Below are 24,469 nucleotides of genomic sequence, written 5' to 3' on the forward strand. Positions count from 1 at the left end.
AAGATGATGCGTAAAACGACAGGAACCCTGCTGGCCACGCTGCTGCTGGCCGCCACCGGCGGCAGCGCGTTGTCCGCTGAGGTCACCGTGATGATCTCCGGCGGCTTCAAAGCGGCGCTGGAAAAGCTGGCCCCGGCGTGGGAAAAACAAACCGGCAACCACCTCGTGGTGATCCCTGGCCCGTCGATGGGAAAAACGCCGCAGGCGATCCCTAACCGTCTGGCGCGCGGCGAACACGCGGACGTGGTGATCATGGTCGGGGACGCGCTGACCAGCCTCGAGAAAGCGGGCCGTACGCAACCGGATTCGCGCCGGGAGCTGGCCGACTCGCCGATCGGCGTGGTGGTGAAGGCGGGGGCGCCGCTGCCGGCTATCCACAGCGCAGACCAGCTGCGGGCGACGCTGCTGGCGGCGCCATCGGTCGCGTACTCCGACAGCGCCAGCGGACGCTATGTCAGCTCGACGCTGTTCCACACCCTGGGCATTGATGACGCGATGCAGAGTAAAGCGCAGATGGTGGAGCGCATTCCGGTGGCCTCGGAAGTGGCCAAGGGACGGTATGCGATCGGTTTTCAGCAGGTGAGCGAACTGCTGCCGGTGCCCGGCGTAACCTTCGTCGGCGAACTGCCGGATAACCTGCAGTACATCACCCGCTTTGCCGGGGCGGTGACCATCAGCGCCGACCACCCGCAGGAAGGCAAGGCGCTGCTGACGTATCTGGCGTCACCGGCGGCGCAGGAGACCATCCACGCCACCGGTATGCGAAGCGTAGCCGCCGCCGCGCCGGTCAGCCAGAAGGATACTGTTCAATAATCAGCTTCTCCAGCTCTGCCGCCACGTAGGACTGAATACGGCCGCTGAGGCGGATCAGGCCTACCGTACGCGTGACCACCGGGTCGGTGAGCGGCACAGCGCGGAGAACGGAATGCTCCCCGGCGGGCATCGACATCGCGGGCACGGCGGCAATGCCGATGCCCGCTTCCACCATCCCCAGCATCGTGGTGACGTGGCGGGTTTCGCAGATACTTGGCCGCGCCGGCGTCAGATGCGCCAGCTCCCGGTCAAGCAGCGTCCGGTTGCCGGAGACCCGATCCAGGCCAATATAATCCTGTTCAAAATACGCCTGCCAGCTTAGGTGCGTCTTGCGCGCCAGCGGATGATCGTGCCGACAGGCGGCCACATAGCGGTCGTCGGCAAGAGGGGTGAATTCGATACTGGCTGGCAGGTTTTTGGCAAAGCAGAGGCCAAAGTCAGCCTGTCCGCTGCTGACCGCCTCGATCACATTCCCGACGCTGCTGTCAATCAACCGGATGCGCACCTGGGGATAACGCGCCTGAAAGCTGCGGATGATTTCCGGCATAAAGTAGTAGGCGGCGGAGGGCACTGTCGCCACCGTCACCAGCCCGGTGCGCGCCTTGCTGACCTGGCTGATATCCGCCAGCACCGTCTCGACATGGGCCAGCAGCTGCTCCGAACGTTCGGCAAAATTTTGCCCATACAGCGTGAGGGTCACCCGTCGGGTGGTGCGATCGAACAGCCGGTTGCCCAGCGCCGTCTCCAGCTTTTCGATGCGTCGGCTAAGGGCCGACTGCGACAGGCAGATGGATTCGGCCGCCAGCCGAAAACTGCCATATTCCATCAGGGCGCGAAAGGCGTAGAGATCGTTGAAGTCAAAATTTACGGGCATGGCGGCATCCTTATCGGCTCTCTGGCGCCATCGCCCCGTCCGGCGAGGGGCGATGGCGGGTAGCATATCGGGCAGGACTTCGGGCGCGCGGGAAACCGCGCGCCAGGGCTTACACCTTAAGCAGTTTTACCGTGGCATCGATATCGATTTCGTCTTCCGAAAAGATCAGGGTTGTCCCCTGAAAGGTGGTGATCGCCAGCTTTTTCACCGAGCGCATCTCTCCCGGCTGCACCGTGGCTTTTGGCCGGATGCTGTTCATCAGCAGCCCGACCGACAGCACGGCGTTTTCTTTATCGACGCGGGTCTCGACCGGCTCTTCTTCCCGGTACACCACATAGGATTTGATGGAGGTCAGCTTCAACCGCTCGCCGGCAATATAGATATATTTGCTTTCCGGAATGACCTTCACCGCGTAGGCCGACAGCCCTTTATTGTTGGTGGTAGGTTCGAAAGTCACCGCCGCGTCTTTCTTGATAAGATCAGGATTGGCGACCTTAATCACGTGAAAATAACGATTTTCGCCGTTTTCATCTTTGATAAATCCAAAACCTTTATCTTTAAACCACGTTGTGATTGTTCCGTTCATCGCCATTACCGTATTACTCGTTGGTTAACACAAATTTTGCAGCGCGCAGTGTAAAGCACATTGCCTGTACAGGCCATGCCTTTGCGATAAGTGTGGGTGATAAATGACGCCGCCGCGAGGGCGGATTGTGCGCCAGCATCGTGCCGCTGGGCAAAATGAGGTACTATCGCCAGCCACTCCTTCTTCGGGCCGCCTGATGTCCACCATTATCGATACCTTTGTCGCGCCGCCGTGTCGCGAACAGATCACCCTCTTGTATCAGGACGAACACCTGGTGCTGATCAATAAGCCCGCCGGGCTGCTGAGCCTGTCGGGCAAAGATCCGCGCAACCTCGACTCCGTGCATCACCGGCTGGTACAGCGCTTTCCGGGCTGCACCCTGGTGCACCGCCTGGACTTCGGCACCTCCGGCCTGATGGTGATCGCCCGCAACAAGGGCATTAACGCCTTGCTGTGCCAGCAGTTCAGCCAGCGCACGGTGGGCAAGGTCTATACGGCGCTGCTGTGCGGCCACCTGGCGGAAGACGAGGGGATAGTGGAGGCGGCAATCGCCAAAGATCCGGCCCATTTCCCGCGCATGGCGCTCTGCGCCCGCCACGGCAAACCGGCGCGTTCGCGCTATCGGGTCATAGACCGCCTGTATCAGGCGCGAGAAGGCGAGAGGGCGCTGGCGTTAACCCGGGTAACGCTCACCCCGGAGACCGGACGGACCCATCAGCTGCGTATTCACTGCCAGCTGCTGGGCTATCCGATCCTTGGCTGCGATCTGTACGGTGGCCGGGAGCTGCCCGGCACGGAATGCGCTCCGCGGCTGATGCTGCACGCCAGCGAACTGCGTTTTGTCCACCCCGTCAGCCATGAGCCGATGCATATCCAGCAGGCGAGCCCGTTTTGATCGCCCGCGGCGGGAAAGCCCGGGGTTACCACATCAGATCGTCGGGCACCTTAAAGTCGGCGTACGGATCGTCTTCATCCTGCTCATCCTGACTCAGGGCGCTGTGCAACACGATGCTGCTGGCGTCGCGCTGGGCAATTTTCTCAGCCACTACCGCCGGAATAATCGCATATTCACCTTCGGGCTTGTTATCCACCGCCAGGCGGGCAATCGCCAGACGGCCGTTAATCAGCTGGGTCTGGGTGGGCTTGTCGACCATGATTTTTTTGATCAGATTATTATCGGTAAAGTTAAAGCCGATATCGCCCCGGGCGACCGTAATGCGGTTCATCTCGATCAGCTGCTTCACCTGGGCTTTATACTCTTTCGCCAGCACCGCCTGCTTTTGCTGCTCGCTAAGCTGTTTATCACGCTCCAGCTGGGCTTTTTTATTTTCTTCCACCGCTTCCCGGGCCTCACGGGCCTGAACGCGGGATTTTTTCGCCGTCCTCTGGACTTTAGCCATTTTTTTGCTGCTGACCAGGCCGGCTTTGAGCATCTGCTCTTGTAAGGTGAGTTTTGTCATCTGCGTGTCTGAAACTGAGGAAACATCTGGCAAGTATACCTGCATTGGCAGAAACGACGCCAGACTCGCGATCGCGCTGGGCTGCTGTACCATGCCGCGCAGCGCGGCGGGGGATTACCCCCGGGGCTGAAGCTGATAAATCCAGGCGCTGATCTGCTGTCCATCGTCGGTGGTCACTTCCACCGGCACCCGATCGTACCCTTCCTCAAAGTCGTCCAGCATCGGCCAGTGCACCGCCAGCCGATCGGACAGGAACAGATAGCCGTTGACCCGTGGGCCGTGAGCGTCGAGGACGATCCCCGGGAAATCGGCGGCTGCGCCCCAGCCGCGCGCGTAAAAGGTGCCGGTGACGTAGCCGGGACGCCACTCGCCCCCGATCGCCTCCAGAATATGCGCATTGCTGCGACCGGGACAGAGCGTCCCATAGACAAATAGCGGTTTCATTTTCTCTCTCTCGTTCGCCCTGATACCCGCCCACAGCGGAGCGGGAAACCAAAATACGGGGTAATGCAGCGCCTGGCAATGGCCGGGTGGGGGCGGGGCACTCCTCCGGGCATCTGGCAGTTGCCGGGGAGACTCTGGACTCAGCGCTACTGAGGGTATATCGATTGCGGTGATATTTTTATTATTATTTATATTTAAGGTAAATATAAATATTCCTGACGGAGGGATTAATTCGCTAATTAATATTCAACAGGAAAATAATAAAAGGGCCGCTTATGGAATATTCCTTCTACATGTGATGACCGAGAGCAATAAAGCTACCTTGGGTTGAATTCAGATATTATTTAGGGCCAAGCGTTACCTCCCCCTGACTCTTTCGCTTTATGATAAACATCCCTTGACCAAAAAATACCATCTGACTTCGAAACTCTCGCGGGCAGGGGAGATATTTCCTTTCCCTGAAGCGGCAGGTAATAAATCCAGCCGAACACACGGCGGATGAGGGATATCCGTCCGGGCATTTGGTCCTGTCTGCAGACCAATGAAAGTGAAAGGCACAGGAGGTGCAATGAAGATTTTCCGCCCATTATGGCGCGACGGGGCTTTTCTGGTCCCGCAGCAGTTTCAGCAACAGGCCCGCTGGGACGCGCACGTCGCCGATACGGTCTCCCGCATGGCTCTCGCCCACCCGTGGGGGGTATTGCGCGCGGAGTTTGACGCGAGCGCGCTCACCCTTTCCCGGCTCAACGCTACCCGGCTGATCGTGCGTTTCGCCGACGGAACGCTGATTGACACCGAGCTGGCGGATATTTTGCCACCGGTCCGCGATGTATCGGACGTGATGCAGGACAGCGTGGAGGTTCTGCTCGCTCTGCCGCTGCTCAGCGCCAGCGGCGGCAATCTTGATGACGGCCAGGAGAGCGCCCGCCCGCGCCGCTGGCGCGCCGAGCAGGTGACCGTCCAGGAGCTGGCCGGCCATGAACGCAGCGAGCTGGCCGTTCTGCGGCACGCGCTAACGCTGCGTCTCTCCACCGAGGAAAATGCAGCCTTTCTCACCTGCCCGGTAGCGCGTCTGGTGCGCGACGCCCAGGGGCAGTGGATCGTTGACCCGGAATTCATCCCGCCGCTGCTGTCGCTGGCGGCAAGCCCGACGCTGGTCAGCGAGCTGGGCGAGCTGTTACATCGCCTGCAGGCCCGACGCAGACGCCTGATGGCCATGCGTCGTGAAAGCAATGCGCGGATGGCTGATTTTGCCGTGGCGGATGTTTCCCTGTTCTGGCTGCTCAACGCGCTGAACAGCGCTGAACCGGTGCTCAGCGAGCTGCATCAGGACCCTTCGCGCCATCCGGAGCTGCTCTATCGCGAACTGGCCAGGCTGGCCGGCAGTCTGCTGACTTTCTCCCTTGAACATCATCTGGAAGCAATCCCCCGCTACCGGCATGCCTCGCCAGAGCAGGTATTCCCACCGCTGTTTGCCCTGCTGGATACGCTGCTCGAAGTCAGCCTGCCCTCAAGGGTGATCGCCATCGCTCTGGAGCAGGGCGCCGACCGGGAGATCTGGCGGGGCAGGCTGCACGATGCGCGGCTGCGCGAGGGGGCGGATTTTTATCTGTCGGTGCGCTCTTCACTCCCCCCTCACCAGCTACAGAGCCGCTTTCCGCAGCTCTGTAAGGCGGGTAGCCATGATGATGTCGCCGAGGTCGTCAATATTGCCCTCAGCGGCATCGCGATCAAACCGCTGAGCCATGTGCCGGCGGCCATTCCGCTACGTCTGGAAAACCAATATTTCGCTCTGGATCTCTCCACCGACGCCGCCCGCACGATGCTGGAGGCCGGCAACTGCACCTTCTATACCCCGGAATCGCTTGGCGACGTGAAACTTGAACTCTTTGCGGTACTGCGCTCATGAATACCTCTGAAAGCGATCTGATCAACAAAACCTTTTACCCGGGCTGGCTGATGGTCAGCCAGTTACGCTGCGGCCAGCCGGTGACCGATGGCGAGGCGCTCTATCGCCAGGCCTGTCGATGGGTGACCGAGGCGCGCGAGGCGCTGACGGCGGGGGGAGTCAGTGAAGCCAGCGCTGAGCAGATGCTCTATGCCTACTGCGCGCTGCTCGATGAGAGCGTCCTCAACCGCGCCAGTCAGGATGATGGCTACCGCAGGTGGCGCAAGGATCCGCTGCAGGCGCGCTTTTTCAGCACTCTCAACGCCGGGGAAGAGCTCTGGGAACGGATCCGCCAGCTGCTGCGAGAGCCCACGGCGGATGCGGCAGTGCTGACTTGTTTCTATCGTACTTTGCAACTGGGGTTTGTCGGACAGTACCGCGCCGAGGATGACGAACGGCGTGAGGACGTGGCGCAAGCGCTTGGCGCGCGGGTCCCGCCGTTCAGCCTGACCCAGGAGGCGCCGGTGGTGGTTCGTGCCTCCCGGCTGCGCAGCGGACGGCGGATGTACTGGTGCGGCTGGGCGGCTGGCATTGTGGCGCTGGCGGCGCTGTGGTTGACCTTCTCCTCCGTGCTGTCACAGATGGTGGCGCAGATAGCAGGGCAGGGATAAGAGATGCGTGATAACGCCCGTCGTCTGCTTACGCTACTGACCGTCATCCTGGCCCTGTGGCTGGTGCTGGGCTTCTGGCCGCTGTCCATCGGCAACCAGGTGATCTTCAGTCTGTGCATCCTGCTGGCGGGCGGCGCGGCGCTCTGGCGTCAGCGTCGCCGGGCAGTCAGCCGTCAGCGATCGGAAATCGTCCTGCCGCCCGAGGATTTTCAGGGGGCAGTGGTTCTGGTCTGCGGGGATACCGACGGTCTGTTTCCCGGGCGTTCGGCGCACGGCGAAACCCGTCACGGCTGGTATCTACGGGGAGACAGCGCGGAGCAATTGCCGGGGCTGGCGCAGTACCTGGCGGCGGCGCGTCCGGCGCTGGTATCGCAGGTTTCCGTGCTGCTGGCGGTGGTACCGGAGCACCACCCCTCCGGGGAGCATCTGGCGCAGTCGCTGCGCGACTGGCGGCGGAGTATCGTTGAGTGCCGAACCTGGCTAAACGGTCTGCCGCCGGTGTGGAGCGTGTTCTGGGTGACGCCGCCAGGCGGCCAGGCAGGGCAAAGCCGCTGGTTTACCATCACGCCGGAGAGGCCTGGGCTCCAGGCGCAGCAGAAGGGACAAGCGCCCCAGGCGGTTGCCGGGTGGCAGCGGGAGGGCAGCTCTGCCTCACGCCTGCATCAGACGCTGTGGCTGGAGAGCATTCTGACCTTGGCCGAAAACGCTCTTTTCCGGCCATTCCGCGCCCGGCAGGCGGAACTTCCTCCGCTGAACCTGTGTGCCGCGGGCATCTGCCTTACGCCGGTGGCGGCGGTGGCGAATAACCTCTGGCAACAGCAAATCGCCGCGATCACCACGCTCTCCCCGGGCAACGACGCGGCGCCAGGTCCTCACCCGCTGCCGGATCTTCTTCTGTCGTCACTGCCGCACCGCCACGGGGTCAGCCGCCGGATGCGCGATGCCGGTCTTGCCGCTGGGGTGGGCTTCCTCTTTCTGGCGCTGGCGATGCTGGCTTCCTTTATCAACAACCAGCGCCTGGTGCGCAGCGTCGGCGATCATCTGGCGGTGTATCACCGCCTCAGCGGCACGCCGCCGACGCCGAAGCTGCAGGCGCAGCAGCGTCTGCGTGCCGACAGCCGCCTGCTGGATGACTGGTTGCGCCGGGGGGAGCCGCTGCGTTATCGGCTGGGGCTGTATCAGGGGGGGCGGCTGATCCCCTTCGTTGAAGCCGCTATCAATGACTGGGCGCCGCCCCCGCCGCCGCGTCCGGTCATCAAGCAGGTTGTGCAGGGGCCGCAGACGATCCGCCTCGATAGCATGGCGCTGTTCGATACCGGCAAATCGACGCTGAAACCGGGTTCGACAAAGCTGCTGGTGAACTCGCTGCTGGGCATTAAGGCCAAACCCGGCTGGCTGATCGTGGTGGCAGGCCATACCGACAGCATCGGCAACGATAAATCCAATCAACAACTCTCCCTGAAGCGTGCCGAGGCGGTCCGCGACTGGATGCGCGATACCGGCGATGTGCCGGAGAGCTGTTTTGCGGTGCAGGGCTACGGCGCAAGTCGTCCTGTCGCCAGCAACGAGACGCCAGAGGGGCGGGCGCAAAATCGCCGGGTGGAGATCAGTCTGGTCCCGCAGAAGGACGCCTGTCTGACGCCGGGCACGGCCAATACCTCAGGAGCAGAGACTAACGGATTAAAAAGCGAAACCGAGTAATCCGCGACCCCGATCGCGGAGGTTGAACAACAACAATCTGCCTGTCTGACCTTGTGCGCTACGGGTCCCTGATAAACAGGAAACAGCGATGGGCGGTAGCGTGCCTGCAGCCAGTCAAACTTGTCGGCAAAGCGGGGCCTCTGCGGGGATGAAGCTCGGGAAAGGGGATGGATAAAGGAGATCATTATGGATAGCGCTAAGGACAGTGGCAGAGAAATGCTGGCGGCGATAAACGTTGAAGGCTCCGGTTTCTGGCTGCTTTTTTTATTTCTCAGTCAGTGAATATAAATATCCCTGGGGTTACCTTTTAGTTACGAAACTCCTGGTGGGGTATCTGATATATCGATATGCACATAAATATATTTATGATGAATGAGATGATTATCATTAAACAAAATTAAACAGGGCGTCCTGTGAATTGATTTTTGATAGTCATTACAGCGGAGTAAAACAGGAATATAATGGATACCTCTTCAATAATTACCGGCACCACCCTTAACCGTTACCAGCTGGATATTCCTTCATGTACCGCATCGCTGGATGTGGAAGAATTCAGTGGGGCAGAAAAACTGAGTGAACTTTATTATTACACTATTACGTTTACCAGCGCAGAGAAAAATATTGATGCCGCACAGCTCCTGAGCAAACCCGCCATGCTGACGATGGGCGGCGGCGCACTGCAGCAGCTGGCGGACTGCAAACGCGTCCATGGTGTGATTACCACCTTCCGGCGCGTCAATCGTTCTGAAGATCAGTCGACCTATCAGATAACCCTCCAGCCGTTTCTCTCCCTGCTGGATAAACAGTTTCGCAGCCATCGTTTTTTCGTCAACAAATCGGTACCGGAGGTGGTGGAGCAGGTATTGCAGGAACATCACCTCCATGACTGGGAGTATGAGTTTAATCTCAAGCAACACTATCCGCGGCGCGAGCAAATTAATCAGTATCAGGAGAGCGACCTGGCGTTTATCCAGCGCCTGCTGGCAGAGGTGGGGATATTTTATTTCTTCACCCTGCAGGAAGAGGCCCAGAGCGAAGTAGTCCACTTCGCCGACGCGCAGCGGGCGCTGATGTTCGATAAAACACTTCCTGTAAACAGCCCGTCCGGGATGAGCGACAGCGGTACGGAATCGATATGGGGTCTGAACATCACGCACAATGTCGTAGAGGCGAACGTCACTACCCGGGATTATAACCCCCGCGATGCGCAGAGCGTTCTCCAGTCGGCAACAGCGGATATGACCCGAGGAAATGGTGAAGGCATCACTTACGATGAGGTATACCACTATAAGCTTCGCCACCGGGAGCGTGGCGATAAAATCGACCCGCAGACGGAGACCGCCAACTTCTATGCCCGCCTCGACCATGAGCGTTTTCTGGCTCACCAGACGCTTATTACCGCGAACAGTACTGCAGCCTGGCTGGCGCCGGCCCAGGTGCTGACCGTTACCGACAGCCTGCCGTCGACCCTGCCTGCGCCCGTACAGGATCCGCTGTTAATCACCGGCACCGGTTTTACCGCCAGCCGCCGGGAGGCGCTGCGGGTGTCCCTGCTGGCGGTGCCCTACAGCGAAACATTGTGCTGGCGTCCGCCGCTGCTGCCGCGCCCGAAGGTGACTGGCACCATGACGGCGCGGGTGACCAGCGCGAAGGCGAATGATATCTATGCCTGGCAAGATGCGTCCGGCCTGTACCGGGTGAAATTTGACCCTGACAGAGATGAGAAAGGGCAGGGGCAGGAAAGCATGCCGGTGCGTCTCGCCAAACCCTACGGCGGCGACGTGTACGGCTTTCACTTCCCGCTGATCCAGGGCACGGAGGTGGCGATTGCTTTCCACGAAGACGACCCTGACCGGCCGTATATTGCGCATGCGCTGCACGACTCGCGGCATGTCGACCCTGTGACGGAGAAAAACAGCACCCGCAATGTGATTCGTACTCCGGCCAATAATAAGCTGCGAATGGAGGATAAGCGCGGCGAGGAGCATATCAAGCTCAGCACCGAGTACGGCGGCAAGACGCAGCTGAACCTGGGGCATAACGTGAATGCGCAAAGGGAGTTGCGGGGCGAGGGGTTTGAGCTCCGGACGGATAAATGGGGGGCGATACGGGCGGGGAAAGGGATCTTTATCACCGCAGATAAACAGTCAACCGCCAGCGGCAAGATACTTGCAATGCAGGATACCCTGGACAGGCTTAAGCAGGCAGGTGATGAGATGGACTCGCTATCGCGTGATGCCCAGTCGGCTAAAGCCGACCCAGCCCAGGTTGAACAACAGTTAGCTTTTATGCGTGAGCAAATTGATCAGCTACGGGAGGCGGTTGCCGTGCTCAGCGCACCAAATGGTGTGGCTCTCGCCAGTGGCAAGCATCTGCAACTAACCGCACGTCGCAATCTGATGCTCAATGCCGGGGCAGATGCCGATATGGGCGTAATGAAACGGCTGTTTATTGGTGTGGGGGAAGGGCTGAGCCTGTTTGTCCGCAAGCTGGGGATGAAATTAATCGCCAATCAGGGGCCCGTGGCGATTCAGGCGCAAAACGATCAGTTGCAGCTCCTGGCGCGCAAGGATCTGGAGATTGTCAGTACTGATAGCGAAATTCACATTGTGGCAAAGAAAAAAATCATCATTAACGCTGGAGGAAGCTATATCACCCTCGATCCCTATCGGATTGAGCTCGGTACTGGCGGTGATGTCGACGTCAAAGCCGCGGATTTTTCCTATAGCGGACCCGCCAGCATGAAGGCCGATCATCCGGATTATCCGCCACTTCAGTCCACCGTAAGGCAATCGCTGAAACTGAACGTGGCACAGTCGCCAAATGCGTCGGACAGCAGCTGGGCCGGAATGCCATATACCCTGTATGCCGATGGCGCATTGTTGAAACAAGGGGTGCTGGATGAAAGAGGTCAGATATCAGTCGATCACCAGGTCGTGACCAGAAGTTACAAGCTGGAGATGGCTAATGGCGTCAGCTATCAGATACCCGTTGCCGAAGCGTACAGTCGCCCTGAGCAGGGGGAACTCGCTAATCGCGGCTTTCACCACCATACCTCGCAGGCTGCATCTGATATTAACCCCCCCTCCTCACATACGGAGCACCGTAATACTTACGCGGATTTGCTCGATGGCCATATTGAACAGGACGAAAGTCAATGAGTCACAATGATATTGTTACCCCGGTTGCTACGGTTGATACCAGCCAATGTATGATCACCTCGCCCTGGTTTGTTCAGAATACGGAATACCCACCGGCAGTGGCAACGTATAAGCCGCTGGTAAACGGCGAGGAGGCCTTTGCGGCGGTATATCGAGCCATCGAAAAGGCACAAAAATCGGTGGATATTATCTGCTGGGGGTTTCAACCATCCATGTATTTTATTCGTGACGGACAGGCGCTGCGCATCGGGGAATTGCTATGTCTGCTTGCGGAAAAACAGGTTCAGGTGCGTATACTGGGGTGGGAGGCGCCCTTTAATACCGCCGGGGTTGTCGGCGAGGCAAACCTTCCCGGAAAGGGGATCCTGCATCTTCAGGATCGCGCCGGGCAGAGTGCGACAGACGAACAATATGCTTTTGACCGCGATTGGTTTACCCGTCATTCATATAGTGACGATCTGCTGGATTCCAGCAACTTTTTAGCCAGCACAATCAATAAGCAGTTCAATCAGTGGACTGTCAATCCCCTATTTGTGGGCCGCGGGTTTAATAAAGTAGAACGTGCGGAAATCGCCTGGCGGGCGAGATATCAGGCTCTCGATAAAGGGCTCAGTGCCAGCGCGGTGGGGATAATGACGCTAGCGCCGTCCCACCATCAGAAAACGGTGCTGGTGGATTATGAATTACCTGAAAGCGCCATCGGTTTTGTCATGGGACATAATATGCTCGATGAGTATTGGGATACCGATGCGCACTCTTCCCAGAATCGGTTCGGGGGCCCGGCCCCCTGGGGACCTGATCAAGGCGCTCGCGGCTTTTTACCCCGGCAGGATATTTCCAGTCAGGTGACGGGAACCATTCTTGAACATCTGCACGAAAATTTTGCCAAAGCATGGTGTAAGGAAACCGGGGAGGACCTTATCAAAAAGCGTCAGGCCCTTGAGATGGCGAAACGCCTTAAACCGCGGAAAGAGTGTGGTACCCTGATACTTGCCCAGCTCCTGCGCACGCAGCCGCAGGAGAATAAACGTGATATCGAAAAACTCTATCTGCAGGCAGTCAACAATAGCACACAGTTTATCTATATTGAGAACCAGTACTTTCGTTGGCCACCGTTGGCGGAAGTTATAAAAAAAGCGGCGCACGTGCAGATTGATAAAGGACGAACGCCAGAAAAAGACGGATCGTTACATTTATTTGTTATCACCAATGTCACGGAAGGGGGGATTGGGGCGGGTACGGTAAATACCCAGCGTATGCTGGAAAGCCTGGGGCGCGCCAATACGATTCCAGGCGTGACCCGGTCCCGAATGATAGAGAAGATCAGGGAGGAAGATCCAGGCAAATTCGCCTCTCTCGCCTGGTCCCGCAATCCGGCCACCCAGGCGCAGATTAATGAAGAGTTTATCCGCCGGCAGAAAGAATATGAAGCAAAGCTAAAACAAGCAGAAGAGTTAAAAGATAGCGATATTCCAATGGTACCAATACCCGGCCTGAAAATACATATCTGCTCACTGGTGGCTCAGGACTCTCCCGTGGATAACTGGATGCCAGTTTATATCCACTCCAAGCTGATGATCATTAATGACGTTTTCACAACACATGGTTCGGCGAATATTAATACCCGCAGTATGCAGGTGGACAGTGAAATGAATATTGCACATGAGTGGGGCAGTGTGACCCGGGATTTAAGGCGACGTCTGTGGGGGTTGCATACCAGCGGGAAAGGCGTGCAGGACAATGCTTCTGATGCGTTTGATGCATGGGAATATATTCTAAGTGAAAATAAAAAACGCCAGCAAAACCATCAAAAGCCTATTGCCCCGCTGATTGCGTTTTATTACGCCAAAAACGAACTTAAGGATCTGGATTGATGCGCCAGTTAATATTAATTGTGATACTGATAACTTGTATCCAGCACAGCGCATCGTCTGCTAAAAAGGACTTATTTGTGAATCCCCTTTCCGATACTCATGCCGCCCTGGCGTTTACCTGCGCACACCAGATTATTCCTGAGGCGTCTGCTGATACCGATGTCCTGTTTAAATATGCCCGCTGGCTGCAGAAAAATAACCTGCTGAAGCAGGACAAAAGCGTCGATGCGCAAACCGAACGACTGTACCGGATAGCGGCGGAGAACGGGCACTATAAGGCCAGCATTAATCTGCAGAACGGTGCACTGCGCGGGCAGTTTTCGCTGAGCAGCCATGAGCAGTTCCGGCTGAGCCAGCAACTGATCGCTGCCGGGGTGGCGACCGGGTACTATCTGACCGCTATTTATCTGGAACGGGGCGTCGCGGGGCTGCAGCAGGATCCGGCGCTTGCCCTGCGGTATTACCGCAAGGCGGCGGACGAGGGCAATCCGCAGGCGCAGGCATATGTGGGGGATAAGCTGGCGCCGGTGGACAGGGCGCCCGATATTGCACGCCAGATGCTACGTTGTGCTGCTGAACAGGGTGATGGTAAAGCGGCAGGTGAGCTTGGCATTGATATGAAAATCAACAAGCGGTATCAGGATGCGCTTGAAGCTTTCCAGTTAGGTGTGGCGGCTGGAGACACCACCTCAGCGCTTGCTTTAAGTCATGGGTTTGATGGCCCCGAATCTTCTGATGAACTGTATTATCTGGCTCAGCAGAAGGATCCGGAACGTGCCCGGCGCTATAAACTGATAACGAAGATCCTGAGCAATTATTCCTACGCCAGCCCCACGGTCCTGGAAATTAACGATATCGTACCGCTGCCCCCGGCGCCGCTGCCGGAATGGGACGGTAAGCTGAAGTGGCTGGAGGAACGTGAGGCCAATATCCCGCCGCCAGCGCCTGATGCGATTCTGATAGAGAAACTGGCGAAAGCGAAACAGCTGAACCCGGCAACGGGCAGGCCACTGCCGACGTCACCGGACTTTGAGAAGGACAGCGTGGCGCGGCTGCAGTGCCGCAGCGGCGAGCCCTGCCCGCAAAGCGGCTACTGGCAGCCGGCGTGGCGGCCCCGTGAAGGGATGAGCGAACATGCCATCCGTTACTTCCGCGAGGGAGACATCATGCCGGTGGAGAAGGTAACCTTCGTTCGGCCACGTCCCTGGCCACTGCGTGACAGACTGGTCGTGGAGGAGCAGGAGACGGTGTGGCGCCGTGTCGGTGAGGCGTAAGCTCTGCAGATGAAAAGGAAAAGGAGGGCGTCAGGGAATGAAAGGGATAAAGACATGGATAGTGCTGGGCAGCCTGCTGCTGTCAGGCTGTGACCAGAAAAGCGCCCATAAGGAGGCATCATCAGAGCCGCTGAGCGATATAAGCGCCGCCATGGTGTTTACCTGTAAACACCAGATTATTCCTGAGGCGTCTGCTGATACCGATGTCCTGTTTAAATATGCCCGCTGGCTGCAGAAAAATAACCTGCTGAAGCAGGACAAAAGCGTCGATGCGCAAACCGAACGACTGTACCGGATAGCGGCGGAGAACGGGCACTATAAGGCCAGCATTAATCTGCAGAACGGTGCACTGCGCGGGCAGTTTTCGCTGAGCAGCCATGAGCAGTTCCGGCTGAGCCAGCAGCTGATCGCCGCCGGGGTGGCGACCGGTTACTACCTGACCGCTATCTATCTTGAACGGGGCGTCGCGGGACTGCAGCAGGATCCCGAGCTTGCCCTGCGGTATTACCGTAAGGCGGCGGATGAGGGCAATCCGCAGGCGCAGGCATATGTGGGGGGTAAGCTGGCGCCGGTGGACAGGGCGCCCGATATTGCACGCCAGATGCGGCGCTGTGCCGCGGAACAGGGAGAGGGGAAGGCGGCGGTAATGCTGGGGGTTAACTTACAGGGCGGAGGTCATTATCGGAGAGCAATAGAAGCTTTCCAAATGGGGATTGCAGCTGGTGATGAGAGCTCAGCGAGTTTCTTAGAACATGGATTTAGTGGTCCAGAATTCACTGATGAACTGTATTACCTAGCCCAGCAGAAAGATCCTGAGCGAGCCAGACGCTACGAGCAAATAGGTGATGTTCTGGGACGTTATTCCTACGCCAGCCCCACGGTCCTGGAAATTAACGATATCGTACCGCTGCCCCCGGCGCCGCTGCCGGAGTGGGACGGTAAGCTGAAGTGGCTGGAGGAATGGGAGGCCAATATCCCGCCGCCAGCGCCTGATGCGACTCTGATAGAGAAACTGGCGAAAGCGAAACAGCTGAACCCGGCAACGGGCAGGCCGCTGCCGACATCACCGGACTTTGAGAAGGACAGCGTGGCGCGGCTGCAGTGCCGCAGCGGCGAGCCCTGCCCGCAAAGCGGCTACTGGCAGCCGGCGTGGCGGCCCCGTGAAGGGATGAGCGAACATGCCATCCGTTACTTCCGCGAGGGAGACATCATGCCGGTGGAGAAGGTGACCTTCGTTCGGCCACGTCCCTGGCCGCTGCGCGACAGACTGGTCGTGGAGGAGCAGGAGACGGTGTGGCGCCGGGTCGGCGAGGCATAAGCTCTGCAGAAGATAAGGAAAAGGAGAGCGTCAGGGAATGAAAGGGATAACGACATGGATAGTGCTGGGCAGCCTGCTGCTGTCAGGCTGCGACCAGAAAAGCATCCACAAGGATGTGCCGGTGAACCCGCTGACCGATATCAATGCCAACCTGGCGTTTACCTGTAAACACCAGATTATTCCTGAGGCGTCTGCTGATACCGATGTCCTATTTAAATACGCCCGCTGGCTGCAGAAAAATAACCTGCTGAAGCAGGACAAAAGCGTCGATGCGCAAACCGAACGACTGTACCGGATAGCGGCGGAGAACGGGCACTATAAGGCCAGCATTAATCTGCAGAACGGTGCACTGCGCGGGCAGTTTTCGCTGAGCAGCCATGAGCAGTTCCGGCTGAGCCAGCAGCTGATCGCTGCCGGGGTGGCGACCGGTTACTATCTGACCGCTATCTATCTGGAACGGGGCGTCGCGGGGCTGCAGCAGGATCCGGTGCTTGCCCTGCGCTATTACCGCAAGGCGGCGGATGAGGGCAATCCTCAGGCTCAGGCATATGTGGGGTACAAACTATCCCCAGCAAGAATGGCTCCAGAGGTTGCCCTACAAATGTTGCGCTGCGCTGCGGAGCAAGGGGAAGGGGATGCTGCTAATGGGTTGGGCAATATGTTAGCTATTGATGGAAAGTACCGGGAAGCAGTTGAAGCTTTCCAGTTGGGTGTGGCGGCTGGTGATGGAAGTTCAGCAAGATTTTTAGCAAATGGGTTTAACGGTCCTATACCTTCGGATGAACTTTACTATCTGGCCCAGCAGCCAGACCCGGAGCGTGCCCGGCGCTATAAGGTGATCAGTAAAATACTGAGCAATTACTCCTATGCCAGCCCCGTTATCCCGGAAATCAATGATATCGTCCCGCTACCACCCGCGCTGCTCCCTGAGTGGGACGGCAAACTGAAATGGCTGGAGGAATGGGAGGCCAATATCCCGCCGTCAGCGCCTGATGCGGCGCTGATAGAGAAACTGGCGAAAGCGAAACAGCTGAACCCGGCGACGGGCAGGCCGCTGCCGACATCACCGGACTCCGGGAAATACAACGGGTCAGCTGGCCAGTAAAAAGCGTTTTTTCCTGCCCGGTCCCTGAACCATCACAAACAGAAAGAAAGTCCTGCAGTAAAGACGATGAAACCAAAACTAATAACGGAAAGATAAAAATAAGGAGACTGCCACGTACGGTAATTTCCTCGCTGAATGGCAAAAGTCTCACTTAAAAGGATGAAATATAATGACTCAGGAAGACATTATTACCCCGATTGCCACGGTTGCCACCCGTCAATGTATGATCACCTCTCCCTGGTTTGTGCAGAATACAGAATACTCACCGATGCCGGCGACCTATAAGCCGCTGGTAAACGGGGAAGAGGCGTTTGCTGCCGTTTATCATGCCATCATGAATGCACAGAAAACGGTGGATATTATTTGCTGGGGATTTCAGCCTTCGATGTACTTTATCCGTGATGGTCAGTCGTTGTGTATCGGCGAATTACTTTGCAAGATTGCGGAAACAAAAAAAGTCCAGGTGCGTATTCTGGGCTGGGAAATGCCCTGTAATGCCGCAGGTGTGGGAGGAGAGGCCAATTTACCGGGGAAGGGAGTCATTCGTTATAAGGACCGGCAAGGCCAGAGTACTACGGATGAACGTTATGCCTATGACCGACAATGGTTCCGTCAGTATTCTCTGTCAGGGGAATGGTCCGATCATCAGTTAAAAAAGGGACAGGCGGGGATAGCGGAAATTGCTGCCGCACCCATAGCGCAACGACAAGAAAAATTAAGCTCACTTTCTCCTTTGTTTGTCGGGCGTGGGTTTAATTTCCTGGAGAGAGCTGAAATTGCCTATCGCGCTGCGAATATGGCGCTTGATCCGGATATCAGCCCTGACACGATGCTTACTCTTGCGGGTACCGTGACCCATCATCAAAAAACGGTGCTGGTTGACTACGAACTGCCGGAGTCTGCGGTTGGTTTTGTTATGGGTCACAACATGCTTGATGAGTACTGGGATACGGATAAACATTCAGCACTGTTTCGCCCGGGCAACAATATGGATCCCCGCTTAGGCGCTAACGGTAAGCTGCCGCGGCAGGATATTTCCAGTCGGGTAACCGGCCCGATTCTGGAGCATCTGCATCATAATTTTGCCATGGCGTGGGAGAAGGAAACCGGTCAGGATCTGCTGACTATCCGTGATAGCGTGTCCATCGCGAAAAAGCTGAAACTGCGTGCGCTACACGGCACGCCGGTGATGGCGCAACTGTTGCGCACTCAGGCGCAGGCAGGAAAGCATGATATTGAAACGCTTTATCTGCAGGCCGTAAATAATGCAACGCAGTTTATCTATATCGAAAATCAGTATTTTCGCTGGCCGCCGCTGGCAGAGTTAATTAATCAGGTTGCGGAAAGACAGAGTAAAGTGGGGCGAGAACTGCATCTGTTTGTTGTGACTAACGTAACCGATGAAGGCATTGGGGCGGGTACGGTGAATACCCAGCGGATGCTTGAGGTGCTGGGTCAGGCAAACATTATCCCTGAAGTGACTAAACTGCGTAAGGTCGGACAACTCAGCAACGCAACGTTCGGTGGTTCTGTGGGTTATATCGACCCCGGAGATATCAATAAACGTAACCGCGAGATGAGTGAGAAAATTGCTGATTTTAAAAAGAAGGCCGATGAAATTCAGAGCAGTGAAATCCTGCCGGAGGAACGCCCCGGACTGAAGGTTCATATCTGCTCGCTGGTGGCTCCGGACTCACCACCGGAGGAATGGGTGCCGGTATATATTCACTCGAAGCTGATGATTGTGAATGATGTATTTACCACCCACGGTTCAGCGAATATCAACACGCGCAGTATGCAGGTGGACAGTGAAATGAATATTGCCCATGAATGGGCCAGCGTGACGCGGGATTTACGACGGCGGTTATGGAATATGCATACTAACGGACGAGGGGGGCAGGATGATGCGAAGGATGCTTTTAAGGCCTGGGGTGACCTACTGGATAAAAACGAGAGCCATCAGGATTCCAAGAAAGAACAACCTGAGGCTTCTCTGATTAAGTTTTATTATAACAAGTCAACGATGAGCGATCTGGACTGATGAAACGACTCTTAATTTTACTATGCCTTTTCCTGACCGCCTGTGACCAGAATAATACCCACAAGGACGCGCCGATGAACCCGCTGACCGATATCAATACCCGCCTGGCGTTTACCTGTAAACGCCAGATTATTCCTGAGGCATCTGCTGATACCGATGTCCTGTTTAAATATGCCCGCTGGCTGCAAAAAAATAACCTGATTAACCGGGATAAAACGGTGGATGCGGAAATTGCGCGACTGTATCGCATCGCGGCGGAAAACGGGCATTACAAAGCCAGTATTAACCTGCAGAACGGTGCGCTGCGCGGGCGTTTTTCGCTGAGCAGCACTGAACTTTTGCGTCTGAGCCAACAACTGATTGATGCGAAGGTTGCCGCCGGTTATTACTTTATTGCCATCTTCCTGGAGCAAGGTGCGGCAGGACTGGCGAAGGACCCGGAGATGGCGCTGCGCTACTATCGTAAGGCGGCAGATGAAGGGAATCCCCAGGCGCAGGCGTATGTAGGAAAAAAACTCGCGCCTGCTGATATGGCCCCGGATATATCCCGTCAGATGCGCCGTTGTTCCGCTGAGCAAGGGGAGGGGCGTGCAGCTAATGCATTGGGGAATAGCCTTGCAGTTGACAAAAAATACCAAGAGGCAGTAGAGGCATTCCAGTTGGGCGTTGCAGCAGGAGATTCAGGCTCCGCCAGTTTCCTTGAACATGGATTTGCAGGCCCGGAACTGACCGACAGGCTGTACTATCTGGCACTGGAGAAAGACCCGGAGCGTGCCCGTCGTTATGAGCAGATAGGCGCTGTGCTGGCGAAATACTCATGGGCCCAGCCTGTCGTCCCGGAAATCAACGATATCGTGCCGCTGCCGCCGGCCCCGCTGCCGGAGTGGGACGGTAAGCTGAAGTGGCTGGAGGAACGGGAGGCCAATATCCCGCCGCCAGCGCCTGATGCGACCCTGATAGAGAAACTGGCGAAAGCGAAACAGCTGAACCCGGCGACGGGCAGGCCGTTGCCGACGTCACCGGACTTTGAGAAGGACAGCGTGGCGCGGCTGCAGTGCCGCAGCGGCGAGCCCTGCCCGCAAAGCGGCTACTGGCAGCCGGCGTGGCGGCCCCGTGAAGGGATGAGCGAACATGCCATCCGTTACTTCCGCGAGGGAGACATCATGCCGGTGGAGAAGGTGACCTTCGTTCGGCCACGTCCCTGGCCGCTGCGCGACAGACTGGTCGTGGAGGAGCAGGAGACGGTGTGGCGCCGGGTCGGCGAGGCATAAGCTCTGCAGAAGATAAGGAAAAGGAGAGCGTCAGGGAATGAAAGGGATAACGACATGGATAGTGCTGGGCAGCCTGCTGCTGTCAGGCTGTGACCAGAAAAGCATCCACAAGGATGTGCCGGTGAACCCGCTGACCGATATTAACACCCGCCTGGCGTTTACCTGCAAACACCAGATCATTCCTGAGGCGTCTGCTGAAACCGATGTCCTGTTTAAATATGCCCGCTGGCTGCAAAAAAATAACCTGATTAACCGGGATAAAACGGTGGATGCGGAAATTGCGCGACTGTATCGCATCGCGGCGGAAAACGGGCATTACAAAGCCAGTATTAACCTGCAGAACGGTGCGCTGCGCGGGCGCTTTGCGCTGAGCAGCCATGAACGTCTGCGCCTGAGTCAGCAACTGATTGATGCGAAGGTGGCCGCCGGCTACTACTTTATTGCCATCTATCTGGAGCACGGTGCGGCAGGACTGGCGCAGGACCCGGAGATGGCGCTGCGTTACTATCGTAAGGCGGCAGATGAAGGGAATCCCCAGGCGCAGGCGTATGTGGGGGATAAACTCGCTCCGATTGATATTGCGCCGGATATATCCCGTCAGATGCGTCGCTGTGCTGCTGAACAGGGAGAGAGAGAGGTATCCAGTGATCTGGGTGTTAACCTGAAAAATAATAAGCGATTTCAGCAGGCAACTGAGGCATTCCAGTTGGGTGTGGCAGCGGGAGATTCAACCTCAGCCGGTTTCCTGATGCACGGATTTTCCGGACCTGAACCAATGGACAGGTTGTTCTATCTGGCACTGGAGAAAGACCCGGAGCGTGCCCGTCGTTATGAGCAGATAGGTGCTGTGCTGGCGAAATACTCATGGGCCCATCCTGTCGTCCCGGAAATCAACGATATCGTGCCGCTGCCGCCGGCCCCGCTGCCGGAGTGGGACGGCAAGCTGAAGTGGCTGGAGGAATGGGAGGCAAATATCCCGCCGCCAGTGCCTGATGCAGCGCTGATAGAGAAACTGGCGAAAGCGAAACAGCTGAACCCGGCGACGGGCAGGCCGCTGCCGACGTCACCGGACTTTGAGAAGGACAGCGTGGCGGCTCCGTAAAGGACTGAACGAACGTGCCATCCGTTTCTTCCGCGAGGGAGACATCATACCGTTGGATAAATTAAATCTTGTCCGCCTGCGCTCCTGCTCGCTTGGCGATAAATGGCTGCGGGGAGAGAGGCAGGTGCTCTGGCGACTGACGGGCGAGGCATAAATCTCCTCTTACGGCGAGTTATCGCTGGCATTAATACCTATAAATTTAAGGACAAATCATATGCGTAAATTTTTAATCGGCTTTTTTATTTTCTTCTCAGGGATAGCAGCGGGGCAGTCTAATTTAGAAGATTTTAATCATTCGCCGAAGTGGGTGGATTCGGCTGGGCAAATAAATCCTGATCCGGGTTTGATGAAGTATTTTCAGAGTATGAAATTTGTCTGTCATAACGCGTCTGGATTTACACCTGAAGAAAATAAGAGTGCTGCAAAGGCGTTCAGTGAACTGGTTCAGTATACTTCTGAGGGAGATCAAATAAAGGGTTTCTGGAACAGTCCTGAACATAAGCAAAAACGTGAAGGACTGCTTGCAACAGCAATAAAAGCCGGAAGCTGGAAGGCCGCATATGTAAATAGTGTCTGGGCAATAAAATACCCGAGTGCGGAGACTCCGATAGAGGTTGCTTCCACCAAACTCCACGAACTCGTTTCTCGGGGCATCCCTATTGCTGCCTACAAATATGCGTCGTATTTGTTTGGTCGAGACGATGAAACAATGTACTACTTGTATGCTGAAGCCATCAAGCGTGGCAGTCCACAGGCCATGTCAGCAGTAGGGGGAACTATTGTTGTCAGGGTTCAGGAATTGCACCCATTAGGTAAGCAGTTGCTGGCATGTGCGGTAGGGCAAGGTTATGCAGAGGCTTATGATCATCTTGGGTTGCTTGCCGATATGGAAGGCAGGAGAGTAGATGCCTATCGTTTGTGGGAAAAAGGCATTAATGAAGGATGTGAAGGCTGCATCAAAAAAATGAGTAATCTGGCTAAAGTTCGGCATGGTTATTCTGCGGATGTGCCGATGATGGAATTGATGCCCGAACTCACGAGGATTAAAGAATTCAATGAAAATAATTTCTTCTATCAATTGACTGAATTGCCAGATTTCTATCGTCGTCTGCCGGATGAACTGATTTTCCATCTAAACGATTCCGAACTTTTAAGTCTGCTTAAGCTGGAGAAACTTTCTCGCGCGTTATAACTCTGATATTGAGAAAATGGCTGCGCAAAAAATTGCTAATTATCGCAGCTATTTATTTTCCTTAAATGCTACAAGGTAAATAAAGTTATGAAAGGAATTATTCGTACAGGCGATACGCATACCGGGGGCGGGAAAGTGCTCCGTGGTTCCAGTAATATGAAATTTGGTGGTATCGGCGTGGCGCGGCTGGGCGATCCCGTCAGTTGTCCGATCAAAGGCCATGGTCCGACGGTGATTGCCGAAGGGCATCCTACTTTTAGCGATCATGGCATACCGGTTGCGTTCCATGGCCACCGTTGTGCTTGTGGTTGTGTATTGCTGTCGAGCCTGCCACAAGCCAGGGTGCGCTAACGATGCCTGTCGATTTAAAACGTATTCCCCCGCCTGCCCAACGGCCTCGAGCACCGGCGTGGTGGGTTTGGTTGCTGTTTTTGCTGTGTTGGCTGGCAGCGGGCACCTGCTGGGCCATTATGAGCAATAAAGATAAACTCCAAATAAACACCGCGGATTTTTGGCAAACGGCGTTGATATTACCGGCATTACTCTGGCTTATTCTGCTGGCGTTGCGTATCGCCTGGTATAAAGGGTTACAGTCAATGGCTGATGGCTGGGATAACGATCGTGAACAGATTTGGAGTCGTGAAATCCAGAGAGGGCGGCGCCACCTGGCAATCCTGGGCGTAAGCTTACACACCGCATTACGTCTCCCTGATGATCAGGACGGTAAGGGGCAGAGAGAGGCATTACGAAACAATACCCCGGCTTTAAAAACGCAGCCTTCCTGGTGGAGTGACGAAGGTATACGACATAGTCGGCTGTTGCGTATCGGCGACGAAACGCCCGAACAGTTGGTTAAGCGCATCATGAGCAATACGTTGAATGAGCTGACTTCTGTACTGGCATCTGTTCCTGCAGAGATACCGCTGTCATTAATCATAGAGAGCGACGGCAGTATGCCCGTCAGCGAGATACAGTCGATCTGGCGCCAGTGTTTGGCGAACAGTCACATCCGGCAACCGGTGACGTATCTGGAAGGCAAAGGACTGCAGATGATAGACCACTGGCTGGATCAGCCGATGACAGAGCCATCCCTGATGCTGATTGTGGCGCTACAGGTTGCTCCCAAACAGGTTGAGGGAACGGCAGAAACGGTGGTTAGCCTGTTGCTTGCCAGTCCTCAGGTCGCGGCGGATCTTATGCCACTGGCGCTTCTCCACCGACCAGAGCAGGTGAAGGGGATAAGCCACGAGGCGTTTCATTATGCCTTTGCGCGCGCGTTTGACTGGGCCGCGTTACCCGCGGAGGCCGTGCCTGCCGGTTGGTTGGTGGGTATCAAGATGAACTATCATCAGCCCATCGCAACGGGATTGATCGCGTTGTCGAGCCCGATCAATATCGGTCGTGATTTCTACAACCTGGACAGTAGCCTGGGTTATCCAGGCGTCGCAGCACCCTGGGTCGCGATCGCTGGAGCAATCCTGCGGTGCGGTGACGATAAATCTCAACTCATTGTAAGTGGTGACGGTTTTGCCGACCAACCATTATGGGCCACGGTGATCACCCCATTACCACTATCATCAGAGCTTCACCAGGCCAGGCCCGTTCGCGCTGCCTGAGAGGCGGCAAGCCTCGTGACTACACACTATCTCATCAGACGGTCATATCAGCCCCTGGTGGTGGGTCTGAATCTTTCT

General features: G+C 56.5%; 20 protein-coding genes and 2 pseudogenes. 18 read left to right on the plus strand and 4 right to left on the minus strand.

All coding sequences use genetic code 11. The annotated features are described in order from the left end of the window. Nucleotides 1-3: 3 nt before the first annotated feature. Nucleotides 4-813 carry a substrate-binding domain-containing protein gene (locus RRF55_RS09225; protein WP_004899032.1) on the plus strand — a complete coding sequence of 270 codons (810 nt, stop codon included), beginning with the start codon at nucleotides 4-6 and terminating at the stop codon, nucleotides 811-813. Here RRF55_RS09225 and RRF55_RS09230 read toward each other — a convergent pair. Further along, on the minus strand, nucleotides 788-1,687 hold the full coding sequence (locus RRF55_RS09230) for a LysR family transcriptional regulator (protein WP_004152315.1): 900 nt from the start codon (nucleotides 1,685-1,687) through the stop codon (nucleotides 788-790). The genes RRF55_RS09225 and RRF55_RS09230 overlap by 26 nt on opposite strands. Nucleotides 1,688-1,796: 109 nt before the next feature. Next, nucleotides 1,797-2,279 (minus strand): cold-shock protein, encoded by a 483-nt coding sequence (locus RRF55_RS09235; protein ID WP_002910657.1) that lies wholly within the window; start codon nucleotides 2,277-2,279, stop codon nucleotides 1,797-1,799. A gap of 190 nt (nucleotides 2,280-2,469) precedes the next feature. On the opposite strand from RRF55_RS09235, the gene RRF55_RS09240 reads away from it, so the two are divergent. After that, nucleotides 2,470-3,168 (plus strand): RluA family pseudouridine synthase, encoded by a 699-nt coding sequence (locus RRF55_RS09240; RefSeq protein WP_016530143.1) that lies wholly within the window; start codon nucleotides 2,470-2,472, stop codon nucleotides 3,166-3,168. Between the two features lie 25 nt (nucleotides 3,169-3,193). On the opposite strand, the gene RRF55_RS09245 is transcribed toward RRF55_RS09240, so the two are convergent. Together RRF55_RS09245 and RRF55_RS09250 are read right to left on the minus strand one after the other, a co-directional pair. Then, nucleotides 3,194-3,733 (minus strand): DUF2058 domain-containing protein, encoded by a 540-nt coding sequence (locus tag RRF55_RS09245; protein ID WP_002910652.1) that lies wholly within the window; start codon nucleotides 3,731-3,733, stop codon nucleotides 3,194-3,196. Nucleotides 3,734-3,847: 114 nt separating this feature from the next. Further along, on the minus strand, nucleotides 3,848-4,177 hold the full coding sequence (locus tag RRF55_RS09250; protein ID WP_040089289.1) for a gamma-glutamylcyclotransferase family protein: 330 nt from the start codon (nucleotides 4,175-4,177) through the stop codon (nucleotides 3,848-3,850). An 86-nt stretch (nucleotides 4,178-4,263) separates the two neighbouring features. Here RRF55_RS09250 and RRF55_RS09255 point away from each other — a divergent pair. The 16 genes and pseudogenes from RRF55_RS09255 to RRF55_RS09330 all read left to right on the plus strand — a co-directional run bounded on the left by RRF55_RS09255 (nucleotide 4,264) and on the right by RRF55_RS09330 (nucleotide 24,391). Continuing rightward, a pseudogene (locus RRF55_RS09255) lies at nucleotides 4,264-4,508 on the plus strand (hypothetical protein). Between the two features lie 237 nt (nucleotides 4,509-4,745). Then, nucleotides 4,746-6,086, plus strand: coding sequence for a type VI secretion system baseplate subunit TssK (tssK, locus tag RRF55_RS09260; protein WP_032415142.1), 1,341 nt, complete (start codon nucleotides 4,746-4,748; stop codon nucleotides 6,084-6,086). Next, on the plus strand, nucleotides 6,083-6,736 hold the full coding sequence (gene tssL / locus RRF55_RS09265) for a type VI secretion system protein TssL, short form (protein WP_032415141.1): 654 nt from the start codon (nucleotides 6,083-6,085) through the stop codon (nucleotides 6,734-6,736). Before tssK ends, tssL begins: the two co-directional genes overlap by 4 nt. Nucleotides 6,737-6,739: 3 nt before the next feature. Next, nucleotides 6,740-8,437 carry an OmpA family protein gene (locus RRF55_RS09270; RefSeq protein ID WP_064153302.1) on the plus strand — a complete coding sequence of 566 codons (1,698 nt, stop codon included), beginning with the start codon at nucleotides 6,740-6,742 and terminating at the stop codon, nucleotides 8,435-8,437. Nucleotides 8,438-8,623: 186 nt separating this feature from the next. After that, nucleotides 8,624-8,748 (plus strand): annotated as a pseudogene (locus RRF55_RS09275) (hypothetical protein). A 150-nt stretch (nucleotides 8,749-8,898) separates the two neighbouring features. Continuing rightward, nucleotides 8,899-11,598, plus strand: a complete 2,700-nt coding sequence (locus RRF55_RS09280; RefSeq protein WP_439419120.1) for a type VI secretion system Vgr family protein — start codon at nucleotides 8,899-8,901, stop codon at nucleotides 11,596-11,598. Next, on the plus strand, nucleotides 11,595-13,472 hold the full coding sequence (locus RRF55_RS09285) for a phospholipase D-like domain-containing protein (protein WP_032415138.1): 1,878 nt from the start codon (nucleotides 11,595-11,597) through the stop codon (nucleotides 13,470-13,472). The genes RRF55_RS09280 and RRF55_RS09285 overlap by 4 nt, the downstream gene beginning before the upstream one ends. A gap of 77 nt (nucleotides 13,473-13,549) precedes the next feature. Next, a complete protein-coding gene (locus tag RRF55_RS09290; RefSeq protein ID WP_223411784.1) occupies nucleotides 13,550-14,746 on the plus strand; it encodes an SEL1-like repeat protein in 1,197 nt (398 codons plus the stop codon). 37 nt (nucleotides 14,747-14,783) lie between these two features. After that, nucleotides 14,784-16,064: an SEL1-like repeat protein gene (locus RRF55_RS09295; protein WP_032415136.1), complete on the plus strand. Its 1,281-nt coding sequence runs from the start codon at nucleotides 14,784-14,786 to the stop codon at nucleotides 16,062-16,064. 37 nt (nucleotides 16,065-16,101) lie between these two features. After that, a complete protein-coding gene (locus RRF55_RS09300) occupies nucleotides 16,102-17,169 on the plus strand; it encodes an SEL1-like repeat protein (RefSeq protein WP_021314035.1) in 1,068 nt (355 codons plus the stop codon). Nucleotides 17,170-17,338: 169 nt separating this feature from the next. Continuing rightward, nucleotides 17,339-19,210: a phospholipase gene (locus RRF55_RS09305; protein ID WP_048332882.1), complete on the plus strand. Its 1,872-nt coding sequence runs from the start codon at nucleotides 17,339-17,341 to the stop codon at nucleotides 19,208-19,210. Between the two features lie 74 nt (nucleotides 19,211-19,284). Next, the gene (locus tag RRF55_RS09310) at nucleotides 19,285-20,481 is read left to right on the plus strand and encodes an SEL1-like repeat protein (RefSeq protein WP_021314033.1); all 1,197 of its coding nucleotides are present in this window, start codon (nucleotides 19,285-19,287) and stop codon (nucleotides 20,479-20,481) included. A gap of 37 nt (nucleotides 20,482-20,518) precedes the next feature. Continuing rightward, nucleotides 20,519-21,583: an SEL1-like repeat protein gene (locus RRF55_RS09315; protein WP_032415133.1), complete on the plus strand. Its 1,065-nt coding sequence runs from the start codon at nucleotides 20,519-20,521 to the stop codon at nucleotides 21,581-21,583. 214 nt (nucleotides 21,584-21,797) lie between these two features. Further along, entirely contained in the window at nucleotides 21,798-22,775 is a 978-nt protein-coding gene (locus RRF55_RS09320; protein ID WP_021314031.1) for a hypothetical protein, read from the plus strand. 87 nt (nucleotides 22,776-22,862) lie between these two features. Then, entirely contained in the window at nucleotides 22,863-23,126 is a 264-nt protein-coding gene (locus RRF55_RS09325; RefSeq protein WP_004216433.1) for a PAAR domain-containing protein, read from the plus strand. Nucleotides 23,127-23,245: 119 nt separating this feature from the next. After that, complete coding sequence (locus RRF55_RS09330; RefSeq protein WP_021314030.1) at nucleotides 23,246-24,391, plus strand: hypothetical protein; 1,146 nt, start codon at nucleotides 23,246-23,248, stop codon at nucleotides 24,389-24,391. The last annotated feature ends 78 nt before the right edge of the window (nucleotides 24,392-24,469 follow it).

The sequence above is a fragment of the Klebsiella sp. K47 genome, from assembly GCF_051858335.1.
In the GTDB taxonomy this organism is placed as follows: Bacteria; Pseudomonadota; Gammaproteobacteria; order Enterobacterales; family Enterobacteriaceae; genus Klebsiella; species Klebsiella pneumoniae.

Excerpts from the sequence above, each read along its gene's own strand:
- RRF55_RS09225 (WP_004899032.1), top strand. The coding sequence starts at position 4 with ATGATGCGTAAAACGACAGGAACCCTGCTGGCCACGCTGCTGCTGGCC.
- RRF55_RS09230 (WP_004152315.1), bottom strand. The coding sequence starts at position 1,687 with ATGCCCGTAAATTTTGACTTCAACGATCTCTACGCCTTTCGCGCCCTG.
- RRF55_RS09235 (WP_002910657.1), bottom strand. The coding sequence starts at position 2,279 with ATGGCGATGAACGGAACAATCACAACGTGGTTTAAAGATAAAGGTTTT.
- RRF55_RS09240 (WP_016530143.1), top strand. The coding sequence starts at position 2,470 with ATGTCCACCATTATCGATACCTTTGTCGCGCCGCCGTGTCGCGAACAG.
- RRF55_RS09245 (WP_002910652.1), bottom strand. The coding sequence starts at position 3,733 with ATGACAAAACTCACCTTACAAGAGCAGATGCTCAAAGCCGGCCTGGTC.
- RRF55_RS09250 (WP_040089289.1), bottom strand. The coding sequence starts at position 4,177 with ATGAAACCGCTATTTGTCTATGGGACGCTCTGTCCCGGTCGCAGCAAT.
- tssK (WP_032415142.1), top strand. The coding sequence starts at position 4,746 with ATGAAGATTTTCCGCCCATTATGGCGCGACGGGGCTTTTCTGGTCCCG.
- tssL (WP_032415141.1), top strand. The coding sequence starts at position 6,083 with ATGAATACCTCTGAAAGCGATCTGATCAACAAAACCTTTTACCCGGGC.
- RRF55_RS09270 (WP_064153302.1), top strand. The coding sequence starts at position 6,740 with ATGCGTGATAACGCCCGTCGTCTGCTTACGCTACTGACCGTCATCCTG.
- RRF55_RS09280 (WP_439419120.1), top strand. The coding sequence starts at position 8,899 with ATGGATACCTCTTCAATAATTACCGGCACCACCCTTAACCGTTACCAG.
- RRF55_RS09285 (WP_032415138.1), top strand. The coding sequence starts at position 11,595 with ATGAGTCACAATGATATTGTTACCCCGGTTGCTACGGTTGATACCAGC.
- RRF55_RS09295 (WP_032415136.1), top strand. The coding sequence starts at position 14,784 with ATGAAAGGGATAAAGACATGGATAGTGCTGGGCAGCCTGCTGCTGTCA.
- RRF55_RS09300 (WP_021314035.1), top strand. The coding sequence starts at position 16,102 with ATGAAAGGGATAACGACATGGATAGTGCTGGGCAGCCTGCTGCTGTCA.
- RRF55_RS09305 (WP_048332882.1), top strand. The coding sequence starts at position 17,339 with ATGACTCAGGAAGACATTATTACCCCGATTGCCACGGTTGCCACCCGT.
- RRF55_RS09310 (WP_021314033.1), top strand. The coding sequence starts at position 19,285 with ATGAACCCGCTGACCGATATCAATACCCGCCTGGCGTTTACCTGTAAA.
- RRF55_RS09315 (WP_032415133.1), top strand. The coding sequence starts at position 20,519 with ATGAAAGGGATAACGACATGGATAGTGCTGGGCAGCCTGCTGCTGTCA.
- RRF55_RS09320 (WP_021314031.1), top strand. The coding sequence starts at position 21,798 with ATGCGTAAATTTTTAATCGGCTTTTTTATTTTCTTCTCAGGGATAGCA.
- RRF55_RS09325 (WP_004216433.1), top strand. The coding sequence starts at position 22,863 with ATGAAAGGAATTATTCGTACAGGCGATACGCATACCGGGGGCGGGAAA.
- RRF55_RS09330 (WP_021314030.1), top strand. The coding sequence starts at position 23,246 with ATGAGCAATAAAGATAAACTCCAAATAAACACCGCGGATTTTTGGCAA.